This window comes from Prosthecomicrobium pneumaticum (genome assembly GCF_014199915.1).
In the GTDB taxonomy this organism is placed as follows: domain Bacteria; phylum Pseudomonadota; class Alphaproteobacteria; order Rhizobiales; family Kaistiaceae; genus Prosthecomicrobium; species Prosthecomicrobium pneumaticum.
Map to the genome: position 1 here is coordinate 329,602 of NZ_JACHOO010000004.1, position 14,108 is coordinate 343,709.

The window sequence follows — 14,108 nt, forward strand, 5'->3', positions numbered from 1 at the left end:
GCCGCTGCAGTCGGCCGCCGACGCCGCGCCGGGCACCTGGGAGGTGCTGCGCTACGACCGTCCGGAGGCCGCCCGCAAGCTCTCCGACCAGGAGGTCACCTGGCTGCGCGGTCTCGAAGCGCGCGGCCTCGTCTCGCAGCGGCTCAACTGGATGTTCCTCACCTCGGGCGACAGCCGCGAGGCCGAGCTCGCCGGCATTCTCGGCGCACTGGTCGGCTCGGCGCTCACCATGCTGGTGACCCTCGCCATCTGTCTGCCGGTCGGCGTCGCCGCGGCGATCTATCTCGAGGAGTTCGCGCCGAAGAACCGCTGGACCGAGATCATCGAGGTCAACATCAACAATCTCGCGGCGGTGCCCTCGATCGTCTTCGGCCTGCTCGGCCTCGCCGTCTTCCTCAACTTCTTCGGCATGCCGCGCTCGGCGCCTCTCGTCGGCGGCTGCGTGCTGGCGCTGCTCGTCATGCCGACCATCATCATTGCGAGCCGCGCCGCGCTGAAGGCGGTGCCGCCTTCGATCCGCGAGGGTGCGCTCGGCGTCGGCGCCTCCCACCAGCAGGCGGTGTTCCACCACGTCCTGCCGCTCGCCATGCCCGGCGTCCTGACCGGCACGATCATCGGCATGGCGCACGCGCTCGGCGAGACCGCCCCGCTCCTCCTGATCGGCATGGTCGCCTTCATCGTCGATGTGCCGACCGGCGTCACCCAGGCCGCGACCGTGCTGCCGGTGCAGATCTTCCTGTGGTCCGATCTGCCCGAGATCGGTTTCCAGGCGAAGACCTCGGCGGCGATCATCGTGCTCTTGCTCTTCCTCTTCCTGATGAACGGCATCGCCATCCTGCTGCGCAAGCGCTTCGAGCGCCGCTGGTAGGCCGGGACGGCCACGGAGTGAACGGTATGAACAGCCTCGTCCAGACGCCCAAGACCAGCGCGCGCGCTGCCGAAAGCACGCCGCACAGCCTTCACCCGAAGGTCGTCGCCAAGGACGTCAACGTCTATTACGGCGACAAGCACGCCCTGCACGACGTGACGATCGACATTCCGGAGAAGGCGGTGATGGCCTTCATCGGCCCTTCGGGCTGCGGCAAGTCGACCTTTCTGCGCTGCATCAACCGGATGAACGACACGATCTCGATCGCCCGGGTGACCGGCGACATCCTGATCGACGACCAGCACATCTACGATCCCAAGCTCGACGTGGTGCAGCTGCGCGCCCGGGTCGGCATGGTGTTCCAGAAGCCGAACCCGTTCCCGAAATCGATCTTCGAGAACGTCGCCTACGGCCCGCGCATCCACGGCCTCGCCCGCTCGAAGACGGATCTCGAGGAGATCGTCACCGCGAGCCTGCAGCGGGCCGGGTTGTGGAACGAGGTCAAGGACCGGCTCAACGAGGCCGGAACGGGGCTCTCCGGCGGCCAGCAGCAGCGCCTCTGCATCGCCCGGGCGATCGCCGTCAGTCCCGAGGTGATCCTGATGGACGAGCCCTGTTCGGCGCTCGATCCGATCGCCACGGCGCGCGTCGAAGAACTGATCGACGAGCTGCGGCAGAACTTCACCATCATCATCGTCACGCATTCGATGCAGCAGGCGGCCCGCGTCTCGCAGAACACCGCCTTCTTCCATCTCGGCATTCTCGTCGAGACCGGCCCGACCGACCAGATCTTCACGACGCCGCGCGACAAGCGCACCCAGGACTACATCACCGGGCGCTTCGGCTGACCCGCGGAGAACGCCCGATGTCCGAACATATCGTCTCCCGTTTCGACGAGGAACTGAAGGACCTCGCCCGCCGCATCGCCGAAATGGGCGGGCTCGCCGAGCGCCAGGTCGACCATGCGATGACCGCGCTGACCCGGCTCGACACCACGCTCGCGCGCTCGGTGATCGACGACGACCGCCGCCTCGACCTGCTGCAGCACGAGGCGGAGGAAATGGCGATCCTCACCATCGCGCGGCGCCAGCCGATGGCGATGGATCTGCGCGAGATCGTCGGTGCGATCCGCATTTCGAACGATCTCGAGCGGGTCGGCGACCTTGCGAAGAACATCGCCAAGCGGGTGATCGCGCTCGAGGGACAGTTCCAGTCGCCGAAGCTGCTGCGCGGCGTCGAGCACATCGCCGAGCTCTCGCTCGCCCAGTTGAAGAACGTGCTCGACGCCTATGCGACGCGCGATCTCGAACAGGCGACGGAAGTCCGCGATCGCGATGGCGAGGTGGACGCGATGTATACCTCGCTGTTCCGCGAACTGCTCACCTATATGATGGAAGATCCGCGCAATATCGGCTTCTGCGCGCATCTCCTGTTCTGCGCGAAGAACATCGAGCGGATCGGCGACCACGCGACGAACATTGCCGAGACGGTGCACTATGTGGTGACCGGCGAATTGCAGCTCGACGAGCGGGTGAAGCAGGACGCCTCGAGCACGACGACCGTCGCGTTCGAGGGCTGACGGGAGGCCGCCGATGTCGCCCCGTGTGATGATCGTCGAGGACGAGGAGGCGCTCTCCCTCCTGCTGCGCTACAATCTCGAGGCCGAGGGCTACAGCGTCGAGACGGTGGAACGCGGCGACGACGCCGAGACGCGGCTGCAGGAGACGGTTCCCGATCTCCTGCTTCTCGACTGGATGCTGCCGGGGATCTCCGGGATCGAGCTGTGCCGGCGGCTGCGCGCGCGCGACGCCACGCGCGGCCTGCCGATCGTCATGCTGACGGCGCGCGGCGAGGAGCAGGAGAAGATCCGCGGCCTCGCGACGGGCGCCGACGACTATGTCGTCAAGCCGTTCTCCGTGCCCGAGCTGCTCGCCCGCCTGCGCGCCATCCTGCGCCGGACGCGGCCCGAGGTGATCGCGACGCTTCTGCGGGCCGGCGACATCGAGCTCGACCGCGAGACGCACCGGGTGCGGCGCGGCGGCCGGGAACTGCATCTCGGGCCGACGGAGTTCCGCCTGCTCGAATTCCTGATGCGCAGCCCCGGCCGGGTGTTCAGCCGCGAGCAATTGCTCGACGGCGTCTGGGGCCGCGACGTCTATGTCGACGAGCGGACGGTCGACGTCCATATCGGCCGGCTGCGCAAGGCGGTGAACCGCGGTCGCGCGCGCGACCCGATCCGCACGGTGCGGGGTGCCGGCTACGCCTTCGACGACCAGTTCGCCGCCTAATCACAGCTTGCGGCCGGGTCTCCCCCCTCCCGCTCCGCGGGAGAGGGCAGGGTGAGGGCTCTTCCCTTCACCGATCAGGAGGAACCCACCCTCACCCTTCCGTCCTAAGCGTCTCGGTCGCTTGCGCTCCCTGCGACGCCAAGGCCGGAAGCCCTCTCCCGCGGAGCGGGAGAGGGGGGCGGCGCCGGCTGTTCGGAATGGCGGCCGACGATGGGCCGAGTGGACACGGCTGAGAGCGTCGGCCGGGTTCCCCTCTCCCGCGCCGCGGGAGAGGTTGGGTGAGGGCTCTTCCCTTCACCGATCAGGAGGAACCCACCCTCACCCTTCCGGCCTAACCGTCTCGGTCGCTTGCGCTCCCTGCGACGCCAAGGCCGGAAGCCCTCTCCCGCGGAGCGGGAGAGGGGGGCGGAACCGGCTGCGCGGAAATGGCGGCAGACGATGGGCCGAGTGGACATGGATGAGAGCGTCGGCCGGGTTCCCCTCTCCCGCGCCGCGGGAGAGGGCAGGGTGAGGGCTCTTCCCTTCACCGATCAGGAGGAACCCACCCTCACCCTTCCGTCCTAAGCGTCTCGGTCGCTCGCGCTCCCTGCGACGCCAAGGCCGGAAGCCCTCTCCCGCGGAGCGGGAGAGGGCTTCCCGACCGGCAGCTCAGATCGCCTCTCCCGCACGCGCGGCGAACCCCTCTCCCGCCGGCGAAGTCGGCTGTTGCCGACTTCGCCCTTTATGCGCTCGGCTCGGCAACAGCCGGGCCGAGTGGGGAGAGGTTGGGTGAGGGCTCTTCCCTTCACCGATCAGGAGGAACCCACCCGCACCCTTCCCTCCCAACCGTCTCGGTCGCTCGCGCTCCCTGCGAAGCCGAGGCCGGAGGCGGCGCCGGCGGTGCCGGGACACGTCGAAAGGATAAAGGCAATGCGGGGGTCACCTCTCCCCCCGCGGGAGAGGGGGCGGCCCTGTGACGACCCCGCCGCAAGCCTCTGGCGCGGAGGGGAGAGCGGGGGTCGGCGAATTGTTGGAAGTCCGCGCCTTGCCGAAAGGCGGCATTGCGCCTATATTACTGAAATCGATCTTGCTCGAAGCCTGCTGTCTTGCGGAGTTGCAACTCCCTCATGACGGCGAAATTCCTCAAAATCGACTTCGCATCGTGTCCGTCGGTCGTCGGCGGGCATGGGATTACCGTGGAACGATTGAAAGGAAATCGTCATGACCGTCGGAACAGTCAAGTTTTTCAACACCACCAAGGGTTTCGGTTTCATCCAGCCGGATGATGGCGGCTCGGACGTGTTCGTCCATGCGACCGCGCTCGAGCGCGCCGGCATGGGTCCGCTCGTCGAGGGCCAGAAGATCGGCTTCGAGGTCGTGACCGACCGCCGCTCCGGCAAGAGCGCCGCCGACAACCTGCGCGCCGTCTGAGGCGCCCCGCTCCCGCAAGCGGGAGCCGCGAGACATCGGTCGAGCCCGGTCGCCGGGCTCGGCCTTCACGGCCATCGCCGCCCCGGCGGGCCGTTTCCCCGGGCCGTGCGCCCGGTTCCGGCACGCCCGCGAGGGCTTCGCGCCGTGACCAATGCATACCGACATCGCGCGTACCGGCACCCGCCGGATTCCGGGCTTCGGCGCGCGCCGGCTCCGCCGAAGGCGACCGGCGCCGCGATCCGGCTCATTGCGCATCCGTTCGATGGCCGCTGCGCCTCCGGATGAGCCCCTGTCGCAGCGCCGCAAGGAGAAGCCAATGATCAAGATCGAGTTTTCGAGCGGTGATCTCGTCAGCATCACCACGCGCTCGATGGGCGACATCGCCATCGGCGACCAGTTCACCGTCGTGCGCAGCTATCCGGTCGAGCACGGCGAGGCGGTCTATCGCGTCCGCAATGTGCGCGACCAGCGCGAACGCATGGTGCCCGGCAGTGCGCTGCGCCGCCTCGTGGCGCCGCGCACCGATGCGTTCAGCGCCTTCGGGCACTTCTCGTAACGCTCTTCCCCTCCACCCCGACGAAGGAGCCGACCATGACCGAGAGATCCGGCAGGCAACCCGCGGCGGTGACGATCGCCCGCAAGGAGCGGGCCGCCCGCCAGGCCGCCGAAGGCGCGACCAACGCCGCGATCTACAATGCCGAAGTGCGCCGCACCCAGGACCGCATCTCGGCGCTCAGGGCGCTGCGCGTCAGCCAGGCGGAGGAGGCCTCGGCCGCCGCCCCGCCGGTCGCCAAGCGGGCGAAGGCGAAGAGCCCGGCAAAGGGCGCGAGGCCGGCCAAGGCCGCGGCGGCGAAGAGCCTCGCGAAGGTCTGAGTCCGGCGGCCGGGCCGAGCGGTCCGGCGCGCCCGCCCATGGCGCCGGACGACGCGGAGCGGCCGCCCGGCCGCGGGGGCGTCCCGCCGTTCCGCCTTTTCGTCCCGCCACGATCCGGCCGGTGACCTCCGTCGCCGGCCTTTTCGTATGGGGCGAGGGGCGGCACGTGCCGTCCCTCGCCGCGGATCAGACCGCGGCGCGACGCTCGCGGCGGCGCTCCTGGACCGGCTGATAGGCGATCCGGCTGTGATATTCGCAGTACGGCACGCCGACCTTCGAGCGATTGCCGCAGAAGTGGAAATCGTCGCCGCCCGGGTCGCCGATCGGCCATTTGCAGGTCTGCTCGGTGAGCGTCATCAGCGAGGCGCGCAGGCTGATCGGCACCACCACCTCGCCATTGCCGCGCGTTTCGCGGCGCGGTTCCGGCACGGCGGCCGGGGCGAGCTTGATCGCCGTATTGCCGGCGATCGCCGGGCGCGGCGGCGGTGCGGCGGGCGCCGCGGGCCGCGCATTGGTCGCCGGACGGGCCCCGGCGGTCGCCTTGCGCGGCCGGGCCGGCGCGGCCGCGGCCGGCCGGGCGCGGCCCGACAGCGAAAGCCGATGAACCTTGCCGATCACGGCGTTCCGCGTGATGCCTCCGAGTTCGTTCGCGATCTGACTCGCGCTCAGCCCCTCCCCCCAGAGGCGCTTGAGCAACTCAACCCTCTCGTCCGTCCAAGTCATGCCGGGGTCCTTGTCGGTCGGAGCAGCGGAAACGCCCGAATCCTTCATCGCTCGCTGTGCCCCGGGAGGAGGGACAGCCAGTACGCCATAACGGATCGGGAGGGGCCGTTGCTCGATATTTCGTATCTTAACGAGCGTTAAGATACTATATGCGTTGACTCGGTGACAAGAGTCGGAGGAAATCCGATTCGGTTTTCCCCAACTCCCGCGCCCCGTCGGCAGTTCTTGAGTCGCGTCAGAGTCTTAGCCGGCGACGATTCGGCGCCGCCGCCGCCCGCGTTGACAGAAAACGCCCCCACCGTGATATAAGGGCAACGCAAAGGTGCCTGTTCGAGGGGTCGACCCCGGGCGGCACCTTTTGATTTTGGTGCCACGAAACAGTCGGGACGTCGTCATGTCCAGCTCGGCCCTCTACGACACCTTTGCGCGGGCGCCGCTCGAATTCGAGCGCGGCGAGGGAGCGTGGCTGGTCGCCCGAGGCGGCGAGCGCTATCTCGATTTCTCCTCGGGCGTCGCGGTGAACGCGCTCGGTCATGCCCATCCGGCGCTCGTCGCGGCGCTGACCGAGCAGGCCGGCAAGGTGTGGCACACCTCCAACCTCTTCCGCGTGCCGGAACAGGAGCGTTTCGCCGACCGGCTCGTCGCCGCGACCTTCGCCGACAAGGTGTTCTTCGCCAATTCGGGCGCCGAGGCGAACGAATGCGCGATCAAGACGGCGCGGCGCTGGCATTTCGTCGAGGGCCGGCCGGAGCGCACCCGCATCCTGACCTTCGAGGGCGCCTTCCATGGCCGGACCCTCGCGACGCTCGCCGCCGGCGGCCAGCAGAAATATCTCGAGGGCTTCGGCGCCAAGGCCGAGGGCTTCGACCAGGTGCCGTTCGGCGATCTCGCCGCTGCGAAGGCGGCGATCGGGCCGGAGACGGCGGCGATCATGGTCGAGCCGATCCAGGGCGAGGGCGGCGTGCGCGTCGCGCCGGCCGGCTTCCTCAAGGCCTTGCGCGAACTCTGCGACCAGAACGGCCTGCTCCTGATCTTCGACGAGGTGCAGACCGGCATCGGCCGCACCGGCCATCTCTTCGCCTATCAGGCGACGGGCGTCGCGCCCGACATCCTCTCCTCGGCGAAGGGGCTCGGCGGCGGCTTTCCGGTCGGCGCCTGCCTCGCCACCGCGGATGCGGCGAAGGGCATGACGCCCGGCACGCACGGCTCGACCTTCGGCGGCAATCCGCTCGCCATGGCGGTCGGCAACGCCGTGCTCGACGTGGTGCTCGCGCCGGGCTTTCTCGAGGGCGTGCGCGAGACGGCGGGCTATTTCGGCCAGCGGCTCGGCGAGGTGGTGGCGAGCCATCCGGAGGTCTTCGACGGCGTGCGCGGCGAGGGCTTCCTCCTCGGCCTGCACTGCGTCGCGCCGGCGGGCGACGTCGTCAGGGCGCTGCGCGATGCGCACATGCTCGTCGCCGCGGCCGGCGACAATGTCGTCCGGCTGCTGCCGCCGCTGATCTGCCGCAAGGCCGAGGTCGACGCTGCGATCGAGCGGCTCGAGACGGCCGCGACCGCGCTCGATCACAGCGCAGCGGCGGCGTGAGGCGATCATGCCGCGGCATTTCCTCGACATCGCCGATCTCGATTCCGCCACGCTGCGGGGGATCGCCGACACCGCCCGCTCGCTCAAGGCGACCGTCGACGGCGCGCGCGACGGCGTCGGCCCGCTCGCCGGCAAGGTCGTCGCGCTGATCTTCGAACAGCCGTCGACGCGCACGCGCGTCTCCTTCGACGTCGGCGTGCGCCAGCTCGGCGGCCAGACGCTGATGCTGACCGGCGCCGAGATGCAGCTCGGCCGCGGCGAGACGATCGCCGACACGGCGCGGGTGATGTCGCGCTATGTCGATGCGATCATGATCCGCATGCTCGACCACGCCGCGCTCGTCGAGCTCGCCCGGCACGCCACCGTGCCGGTGATCAACGGCCTGACGCGGCGCTCGCATCCCTGCCAGATCATGGCGGACATCATGACCTTCGAGGAGCATCGCGGGCCGATCGCCGGCAAGACGGTGGCCTGGCTCGGCGACGCGAACAATGTGCTCGCCTCGTGGGTCCATGCCGCGGCGCGCTTCGACTTCCGGCTGCGCATCGCCGCGCCGCCCGAACTCGCCCCCTCGCACGCGCTGATCGAATGGGCGCGGCGGGAGCATGCCGGGGTGTTCGTCGGGGAGAATGCCGAGGAGGCGGTCGAGGGCGTCGACGCGGTCGTCACCGACACCTGGGTGTCGATGGGCGACAGCGAGGCGGAACGCCGCCACAATCTGCTCAAGCCCTATCAGGTGACGGGGCGGATCATGGCGCGGGCCGCGAAGGACGCGGTCTTCATGCATTGCCTGCCCGCTCATCGCGGCGAGGAGGTCACCGCCGAGGTGATCGACGGGCCGCAATCGGTGGTGTTCGACGAGGCCGAGAACCGGCTGCACGCGCAGAAGGGCGTGCTCGCCTGGTGCCTGGGGGCGGAATGAGCGAACGGCTCGAACCGAGCGAGAGCTATGGCGTGCATCTGGCGGGGGACGACGCGGTCGTTCCCTTCCAGGTCGACGCGCTCGACCTGCGCGGCCGCACCGTGCAGATGGGCCCGGCGATCGACGCGATGCTCGCCCGGCACGATTACCCGCCGGCGGTGTCGAAGCTGCTCGCCGAGGCGATCGTGCTCACGGTGCTGCTCGGCTCCTCGCTGAAATTCGAGGGGCAGTTCCTGCTGCAGACGCAGACCGACGGGCCGGTCGACATGCTGGTCGTCGATTTCCGCACGCCGGGCGATCTGCGCGCCTATGCCCGCTTCGACAAGGCGCGCGTCGCCGCGATGGCGGCTGGCGCCGACCCCTCGGCGCTGCTCGGCACCGGCATCCTCGCCATGACGATCGACCAGGGGCCGCACACCAGCCGCTATCAGGGCATCGTTGCGCTCGAGGGCGGCACGCTCGAAGACGTCGCGCACGCCTATTTCGCGCAGTCGGAGCAGATCCCGACCCTCGTCCGCCTCGCCGTCGCCGAACTCTACACGCGCGGCGAGACGGGCGCGGCGCGGCACGGCTGGCGGGCGGGCGGCCTGCTCGTGCAGTTCCTGCCCGACGCGCCGGAGCGGATCGCGCATCGCGACATTTCCGGCGGCGACGCGCCGGAAGGCGTCGAAATGCCCGGGGGCGACGAGGACGACGCCTGGGTCGAGGCGCAGTCGCTGGTCGGCACGATCGAGGACCACGAACTGATCGATCCGGACGTGCCGGTCGAGCGGCTGCTCTACCGGCTCTTCCACGAGCGCGGCGTGCGCGTCTACGATCCGACCCCGGTGCGCGACCAGTGCTCCTGCTCGCGCGAGCGGATCGCGGGGGTCCTGCGCAGCTTCACGGCCGAGGAGATCGAGGAGTCGATCGAGGACGGCGCGATCACCGTCACCTGCGAGTTCTGCGGCACGCGCTACGGCTTCGACCCGGCGGAGTTCCGCGCGGCGGGGTGAGCCCGGCGGCGCCGGCTGTGCGGAACGGTGGCCGACGAGAGCAAGGCTCGGGGACCCCCTCTCCCGCCGGCGAAGGCGGCTGTTGCCGACTTCGTCTTTTCCGCGCTCGGCTCGGCAACTGCCGAGCCGAGTGGGAGAGGGCAGGGTGAGGGCCTTTCCTTCCTTCGCTGTGCGAGAAGAGCCACCCTCACCCTTCCGGCCTACGCGTCTCGGTCGCTTGCGCTCCCTGCGACGCCAAGGCCGGAAGCCCCCTCCCGCGAGCGGGAGAGGGGGGGCCGCCATCGCGTGCCCGAAACGGCGGCTCATGCGGGCCGCACCGGCGAACGGAACCGGATGAGCGCGCCGCCGGGGGTTACCCTCTCCCGCCCCGCGGGAGAGGGCAGGGTGAGGGCTCTTCCTTTGGTTGAAGAAGGAGAGCCACCCTCACCCTTCCGGCCTACGCGTCTCGGTCGCTTTCGCTCCCTGCGACGCCAAGGCCGGAAGCCCTCTCCCGCCGGCGAAGTCGGCTGTTGCGGACTTCGCCTTTTCCGCGCTCGCTCGGCAATTGCCGAGCCGAGTGGGGAGAGGGCCGGGGTGAGGGCTCTTTCCTCAGTGCAGGACGCGGGTGGCGTCGGGCATGTCGAGGGAGAAGGCGGGGATCTCGACCGAGAACATCTCGCCCTTCTCGGTCTGCATCTGATAGGTGCCGACCATGATGCCGGACGGCGTCGAGAGCGGGCAGCCGCTCGTATATTCGAAGCTCTCGCCCGGCTTCAGCAGCGGCTCCTTGCCGACCACGCCGATGCCGCGGACTTCCTCGACCCGGCCGCGGCCGTCGGTGATCCGCCAGAAGCGGGACCGCAGCTTGACCGCCTCGAGGCCGAGATTGACGATCTCGACCGTATAGGCCCAGAAATAGCGGCCCTCGCCCGGCGAGGACTCGTCCTCGACGAAGCTCGGCTCGACCGTCACCTGGATCGACCGGGTGACGGCGCGGTAGACCGACGCTTCGGAGCGTTCCGCTTGCTTGTCCATGGTCGGGACATAAGCCCGATCGCGGCGAGCCGTCAATCGGCAGAACCGACGCGACGTCACGCCGCATCGAGCGCGGCGGCGATGTCCTCGGCGAGATCCTCCGGATCCTCGAGACCGACCGACAGGCGCAGCATGCCCTGGGTGATGCCGAAGCCGAGCCGCACCTCCTCGGTGAGCCGCTGATGGGTCGTCGTGGAGGGATGGGTGACGAGGCTCTTCGCATCGCCGAGATTGTTCGAAATCTTGACGATCTCGAGCGCGTCGGCGACCCGGTAGGCGGCCTCCTTGCCGCCCTCCACCTCGAAGGCGAGGAGGTTCGAGCCGCCCTGCATCTGGCGCGCGACGATATTCGCCTGCGGATGGTCGGCGCGGCCGGGATAGATCAGCCGGGTGACCTTCGGATGGGCGGCGATCTGGTCGGCGAGCCGGGCGGCGGTCTCGGTCTGGCGGCGGACGCGCACCTCGAGCGTCTCGAGCCCCTTCAGCAGCACCCAGGCGTTGAACGGGCTCATCGACGGCCCGGTCTGGCGCAGGAAATTGTGCAGATGGTCGTTCACATAGGTCTCGTCGGCGAGGATCACGCCGCCGAGACAGCGGCCCTGCCCGTCGATGTGCTTGGTCGCCGAATAGATCACGACATCGGCGCCGAGCGCGATCGGCTTCTGCCACAGGGGCGTCGCGAAGACGTTGTCGACGACGAGCCGGGCGCCCGCCTCGTGGGCGATCGTCGCGACGGCCTCGATGTCGATCACCTCGAGGGTCGGGTTGGTCGGGCTTTCGAGGAAGAAGGCCTTCGTCTCCGGCCGCACCGCATCGCGCCACTGGTCGAGATCGGTGCCGTCGACGAGCGTCGAGGCGACGCCGAAGCGCGGCAGCAACTCCTCGACGACATAGCGGCAGGAGGAGAACAGCGCCTTCGCCGCGACGACGTGATCGCCCGCCTTCAGCATGGCGAGCATCGCCGCGGTGACCGCCGCCATGCCGCTCGCCACCGCGCGGGCCGCGCCGGCGCCCTCGAGCAGGCGCATGCGCTCCTCGAACATCCACACCGTCGGATTGGAGAAGCGCGAATAGATGAAGCCGGGATCGTCGCCCTTGAAGCGGGCCTCGGCGGCCTCGGCATCGGCATAGGCGAAGCCCTGGGTCAGGAAGAGCGCCTCCGACATCTCGCCGAACTGCGAGCGGAGCGAGCCGCCATGGACGAGCTCGGTGGCGGGGCGGCGGCGGCGCGGCGCGGCGGTGTCGGACATCGGCATGTTCCCGGACGAAAAAACCCGGCCAAAAAGCCGGGCACGGGAAACCGCATCCGACCTTTTAGCAATTTGTTTAACGTGGCTGCAAGCCGGCCGGCTCAAAGGACCACGAAGTCGGGATTCCATAGGCTGCTTCCGGCCCGGCGTCAATCGCGTCGCTCTCTCCGCGTCTCGCTCTCTTGGCGGCGCCCCCCTCTTCCGCTAAGCGGAGCGGAGCATTCTCGAAAGGACGGCGGCATGGCGGGCGAGACGGGTTTCGGCATTCTCCCCGCGGAGGAGATCGCCGCCGCCTTCGCCGACGGGGCGATCGCGGCCGGACGGCCGCTCGACGCCGACCAGATCCAGCCGGCGAGCCTCGATCTCCGGCTCGGCGCCTCCGCCTTCCGGGTGCGGGCGAGCTTCCTGCCCGGGCCGCGGATGAGCGTCGCCGAGCGGCTCGCCGAACTGACGCTGCACGAGATCGACCTTTCCGCCGGTGCCGTGCTCGAGACCGGCTGCGTCTATATCGTGCCGCTGCTCGAGAGCCTTGCCCTGCCGGCCTCGCTCGAGGCCTCGGCCAATCCGAAATCCTCGACCGGCCGGCTCGACATCTTCACCCGGGTGATCACCGACCGGGCGCAATCCTTCGACACGATCCCCGCCGGCTATCGCGGCCCGCTCTATCTCGAAGTGAGCCCGCGCACCTTCCCGATCGTCGCCCGCACCGGCTCGCGGCTGTCGCAGATCCGTTTCCGCCGCGGCGAGACGCGGCTCGCCGACGCCGATCTCGCCGCGCTGCACGCGGCCGTCCGGCTCGTCGACGGCACGCCGCAGATCGCCGGCGGGCTGCTCCTGTCGATCGACCTCGCCGGCGCGGCGGAAGGCGCCGTGATCGGCTATCGCGCCAAGCGGCACACCGGCGTCGTCGATCTCGACCGGCGGGCGGCCTATGACATGCTCGACTTCTGGGAGCCGATCGCGGCGCGCGGCCGGGCCGAGCTGGTGCTCGATCCGGACCAGTTCTACATCCTCGTCTCGCGCGAGGCGGTGCACGTGCCGCCGGCGCACGCGGCGGAGATGGTCGCCTTCGACCCGCTGGTCGGCGAGTTCCGCGTCCATTACGCCGGCTTCTTCGATCCCGGTTTCGGCCATGACGCGGCGGGCGGGGCGGGCAGCCGGGCGGTGCTCGAAGTGCGCAGCCACGAGGTGCCGTTCATCCTCGAACACGGCCAGATCGTCGGCCGGCTGGTCTATGAGCGGATGGCGGCGGCGCCGGCCGTGCTCTACGGCGCCGGCCTCGGCTCCAACTATCAGGCGCAGGGGCTGAAGCTCTCGAAGCACTTCCGCTAGCCGTCCGCAGGCGTCCGTCGACCGGGGGCGCTCCCCGCATTGCCTAAAATTTAACCGTGCCTGTGGGCGACGCTTCGGAACCGCGTCTTCCGCTTGACATTCTCCGCGGATAGAGCCTGTTGCAGTGCAGCAGGATTTCCGAACGCTGGAGTCTCCCGATGGTCGATTTTGCCGAGGGCATCGTCGTGCCCGTGCTGATCACCCTCGCGATCCTCGCCGCACTGGTCGCCGGTGTGTGGGCGGTCGTGACGGTCGCCGGAAGCATTGCGCTTCTGCTCGCCTACATGGCGACCGGTGCCGATCCCCTGTTACGCCTCTATGGCCATGTGCCGGTCGGCGCGATCGTCGTCGCCGCCCTCGTCGTCGCCGGCGGCCTGATGTCGTTCCGGCGCACCGCCGGCTGAGGAGACGGGAGACCTCGCCTCCGTTCTCCCGCCCCGCGGAAGGGCGCGGCAGGCGCTCCTTCATCGGCGGAGGAAGACCCTCACCCTGCCCTCTCCCGCGCGGCGGGAGAGGGGCTCGTCGCGCTTGCGGGAGAGGTGATCTGAGCTGCCGGCCGGGATTCCCTCTCCCGCCCCGCGGGAGAGGGCTTCCGGCCTTGGCGTCGCAGGGAGCGCGAGCGACCGAGACGGTTAGGCCGGAAGGGTGAGGGTGGGGTTCTTCTTCATCGGCCAAGAGAAGACCCTCACCCAACCTCTCCCGCGTGGCGGGAGAGGGGCTCGTCGCGCTTGCGGGAGAGGGAATCCGGCCTTGGCGTCGCAGGGAGCGCAAGCGACCGAGACGGTTAGGCCGGAAGGGTGAGGGTGGGTTCCTGCCTTCGCCGATCCGAGAGAAGGCCCTCACCCCGG

Annotated in this window: 14 protein-coding genes, 1 pseudogene and 1 riboswitch; of the genes and pseudogenes, 12 read left to right on the plus strand and 3 right to left on the minus strand. The window is 69.5% G+C overall.

The window, feature by feature from the left end; all coding sequences use genetic code 11:
• Positions 1-64: 64 nt before the first annotated feature.
• The 7 genes and pseudogenes from pstA to GGQ63_RS11910 all read left to right on the plus strand — a co-directional run.
• Positions 65-868, plus strand: a pseudogene (gene pstA, locus GGQ63_RS22400) (phosphate ABC transporter permease PstA); the annotation flags it as partial.
• A 26-nt stretch (positions 869-894) separates the two neighbouring features.
• Positions 895-1,716: a phosphate ABC transporter ATP-binding protein PstB gene (pstB, locus tag GGQ63_RS11885; protein WP_183856044.1), complete on the plus strand. Its 822-nt coding sequence runs from the start codon at positions 895-897 to the stop codon at positions 1,714-1,716.
• A gap of 17 nt (positions 1,717-1,733) precedes the next feature.
• Positions 1,734-2,447 carry a phosphate signaling complex protein PhoU gene (phoU, locus tag GGQ63_RS11890; RefSeq protein ID WP_183856046.1) on the plus strand — a complete coding sequence of 238 codons (714 nt, stop codon included), beginning with the start codon at positions 1,734-1,736 and terminating at the stop codon, positions 2,445-2,447.
• A 13-nt stretch (positions 2,448-2,460) separates the two neighbouring features.
• Entirely contained in the window at positions 2,461-3,156 is a 696-nt protein-coding gene (gene phoB / locus GGQ63_RS11895) for a phosphate regulon transcriptional regulator PhoB (protein WP_183856049.1), read from the plus strand.
• Positions 3,157-4,356: 1,200 nt separating this feature from the next.
• Positions 4,357-4,566, plus strand: a complete 210-nt coding sequence (locus GGQ63_RS11900; RefSeq protein ID WP_183856051.1) for a cold-shock protein — start codon at positions 4,357-4,359, stop codon at positions 4,564-4,566.
• A 316-nt stretch (positions 4,567-4,882) separates the two neighbouring features.
• Complete coding sequence (locus GGQ63_RS11905; RefSeq protein ID WP_183856053.1) at positions 4,883-5,122, plus strand: hypothetical protein; 240 nt, start codon at positions 4,883-4,885, stop codon at positions 5,120-5,122.
• A gap of 35 nt (positions 5,123-5,157) precedes the next feature.
• Positions 5,158-5,439 (plus strand): hypothetical protein, encoded by a 282-nt coding sequence (locus tag GGQ63_RS11910; protein WP_210308475.1) that lies wholly within the window; start codon positions 5,158-5,160, stop codon positions 5,437-5,439.
• Between the two features lie 186 nt (positions 5,440-5,625).
• On the opposite strand, the gene GGQ63_RS11915 is transcribed toward GGQ63_RS11910, so the two are convergent.
• The gene (locus GGQ63_RS11915) at positions 5,626-6,162 is read right to left on the minus strand and encodes a GcrA family cell cycle regulator (protein WP_183856055.1); all 537 of its coding nucleotides are present in this window, start codon (positions 6,160-6,162) and stop codon (positions 5,626-5,628) included.
• A 394-nt stretch (positions 6,163-6,556) separates the two neighbouring features.
• On the opposite strand from GGQ63_RS11915, the gene GGQ63_RS11920 reads away from it, so the two are divergent.
• From GGQ63_RS11920 to GGQ63_RS11930, 3 genes are read left to right on the plus strand one after another with little or no spacing between them, the layout of a single operon-like run.
• Positions 6,557-7,747 carry an aspartate aminotransferase family protein gene (locus tag GGQ63_RS11920; protein WP_183856057.1) on the plus strand — a complete coding sequence of 397 codons (1,191 nt, stop codon included), beginning with the start codon at positions 6,557-6,559 and terminating at the stop codon, positions 7,745-7,747.
• A gap of 7 nt (positions 7,748-7,754) precedes the next feature.
• On the plus strand, positions 7,755-8,669 hold the full coding sequence (argF, locus tag GGQ63_RS11925) for an ornithine carbamoyltransferase (protein WP_183856059.1): 915 nt from the start codon (positions 7,755-7,757) through the stop codon (positions 8,667-8,669).
• A complete protein-coding gene (locus GGQ63_RS11930) occupies positions 8,666-9,664 on the plus strand; it encodes an Hsp33 family molecular chaperone (protein ID WP_183856061.1) in 999 nt (332 codons plus the stop codon). Before argF ends, GGQ63_RS11930 begins: the two co-directional genes overlap by 4 nt.
• A 588-nt stretch (positions 9,665-10,252) precedes the next feature.
• On the opposite strand, the gene apaG is transcribed toward GGQ63_RS11930, so the two are convergent.
• Together apaG and GGQ63_RS11940 are read right to left on the minus strand one after the other, a co-directional pair.
• Positions 10,253-10,678, minus strand: a complete 426-nt coding sequence (gene apaG, locus GGQ63_RS11935; RefSeq protein WP_183856063.1) for a Co2+/Mg2+ efflux protein ApaG — start codon at positions 10,676-10,678, stop codon at positions 10,253-10,255.
• A gap of 56 nt (positions 10,679-10,734) precedes the next feature.
• Complete coding sequence (locus GGQ63_RS11940; RefSeq protein WP_183856065.1) at positions 10,735-11,928, minus strand: O-succinylhomoserine sulfhydrylase; 1,194 nt, start codon at positions 11,926-11,928, stop codon at positions 10,735-10,737.
• Between the two features lie 44 nt (positions 11,929-11,972).
• Positions 11,973-12,051: riboswitch (SAM riboswitch) on the minus strand.
• 117 nt (positions 12,052-12,168) lie between these two features.
• Between GGQ63_RS11940 and GGQ63_RS11945 the strand changes: the two genes are divergently transcribed.
• Positions 12,169-13,260 carry a 2'-deoxycytidine 5'-triphosphate deaminase gene (locus tag GGQ63_RS11945; protein ID WP_183856067.1) on the plus strand — a complete coding sequence of 364 codons (1,092 nt, stop codon included), beginning with the start codon at positions 12,169-12,171 and terminating at the stop codon, positions 13,258-13,260.
• A 158-nt stretch (positions 13,261-13,418) separates the two neighbouring features.
• Positions 13,419-13,664 carry a hypothetical protein gene (locus GGQ63_RS11950; protein WP_183856069.1) on the plus strand — a complete coding sequence of 82 codons (246 nt, stop codon included), beginning with the start codon at positions 13,419-13,421 and terminating at the stop codon, positions 13,662-13,664.
• Positions 13,665-14,108: the final 444 nt, after the last annotated feature.

Coding starts and splice junctions, on each gene's coding strand:
- GGQ63_RS11930 (WP_183856061.1), top strand. CDS start 8,666: ATGAGCGAACGGCTCGAACCGAGCGAGAGCTATGGCGTGCATCTGGCG.
- GGQ63_RS11950 (WP_183856069.1), top strand. CDS start 13,419: ATGGTCGATTTTGCCGAGGGCATCGTCGTGCCCGTGCTGATCACCCTC.
- pstB (WP_183856044.1), top strand. CDS start 895: ATGAACAGCCTCGTCCAGACGCCCAAGACCAGCGCGCGCGCTGCCGAA.
- GGQ63_RS11920 (WP_183856057.1), top strand. CDS start 6,557: ATGTCCAGCTCGGCCCTCTACGACACCTTTGCGCGGGCGCCGCTCGAA.
- phoB (WP_183856049.1), top strand. CDS start 2,461: ATGTCGCCCCGTGTGATGATCGTCGAGGACGAGGAGGCGCTCTCCCTC.
- GGQ63_RS11945 (WP_183856067.1), top strand. CDS start 12,169: ATGGCGGGCGAGACGGGTTTCGGCATTCTCCCCGCGGAGGAGATCGCC.
- GGQ63_RS11900 (WP_183856051.1), top strand. CDS start 4,357: ATGACCGTCGGAACAGTCAAGTTTTTCAACACCACCAAGGGTTTCGGT.
- GGQ63_RS11940 (WP_183856065.1), bottom strand. CDS start 11,928: ATGTCCGACACCGCCGCGCCGCGCCGCCGCCGCCCCGCCACCGAGCTC.
- GGQ63_RS11915 (WP_183856055.1), bottom strand. CDS start 6,162: ATGACTTGGACGGACGAGAGGGTTGAGTTGCTCAAGCGCCTCTGGGGG.
- GGQ63_RS11910 (WP_210308475.1), top strand. CDS start 5,158: ATGACCGAGAGATCCGGCAGGCAACCCGCGGCGGTGACGATCGCCCGC.
- GGQ63_RS11905 (WP_183856053.1), top strand. CDS start 4,883: ATGATCAAGATCGAGTTTTCGAGCGGTGATCTCGTCAGCATCACCACG.
- apaG (WP_183856063.1), bottom strand. CDS start 10,678: ATGGACAAGCAAGCGGAACGCTCCGAAGCGTCGGTCTACCGCGCCGTC.
- argF (WP_183856059.1), top strand. CDS start 7,755: ATGCCGCGGCATTTCCTCGACATCGCCGATCTCGATTCCGCCACGCTG.
- phoU (WP_183856046.1), top strand. CDS start 1,734: ATGTCCGAACATATCGTCTCCCGTTTCGACGAGGAACTGAAGGACCTC.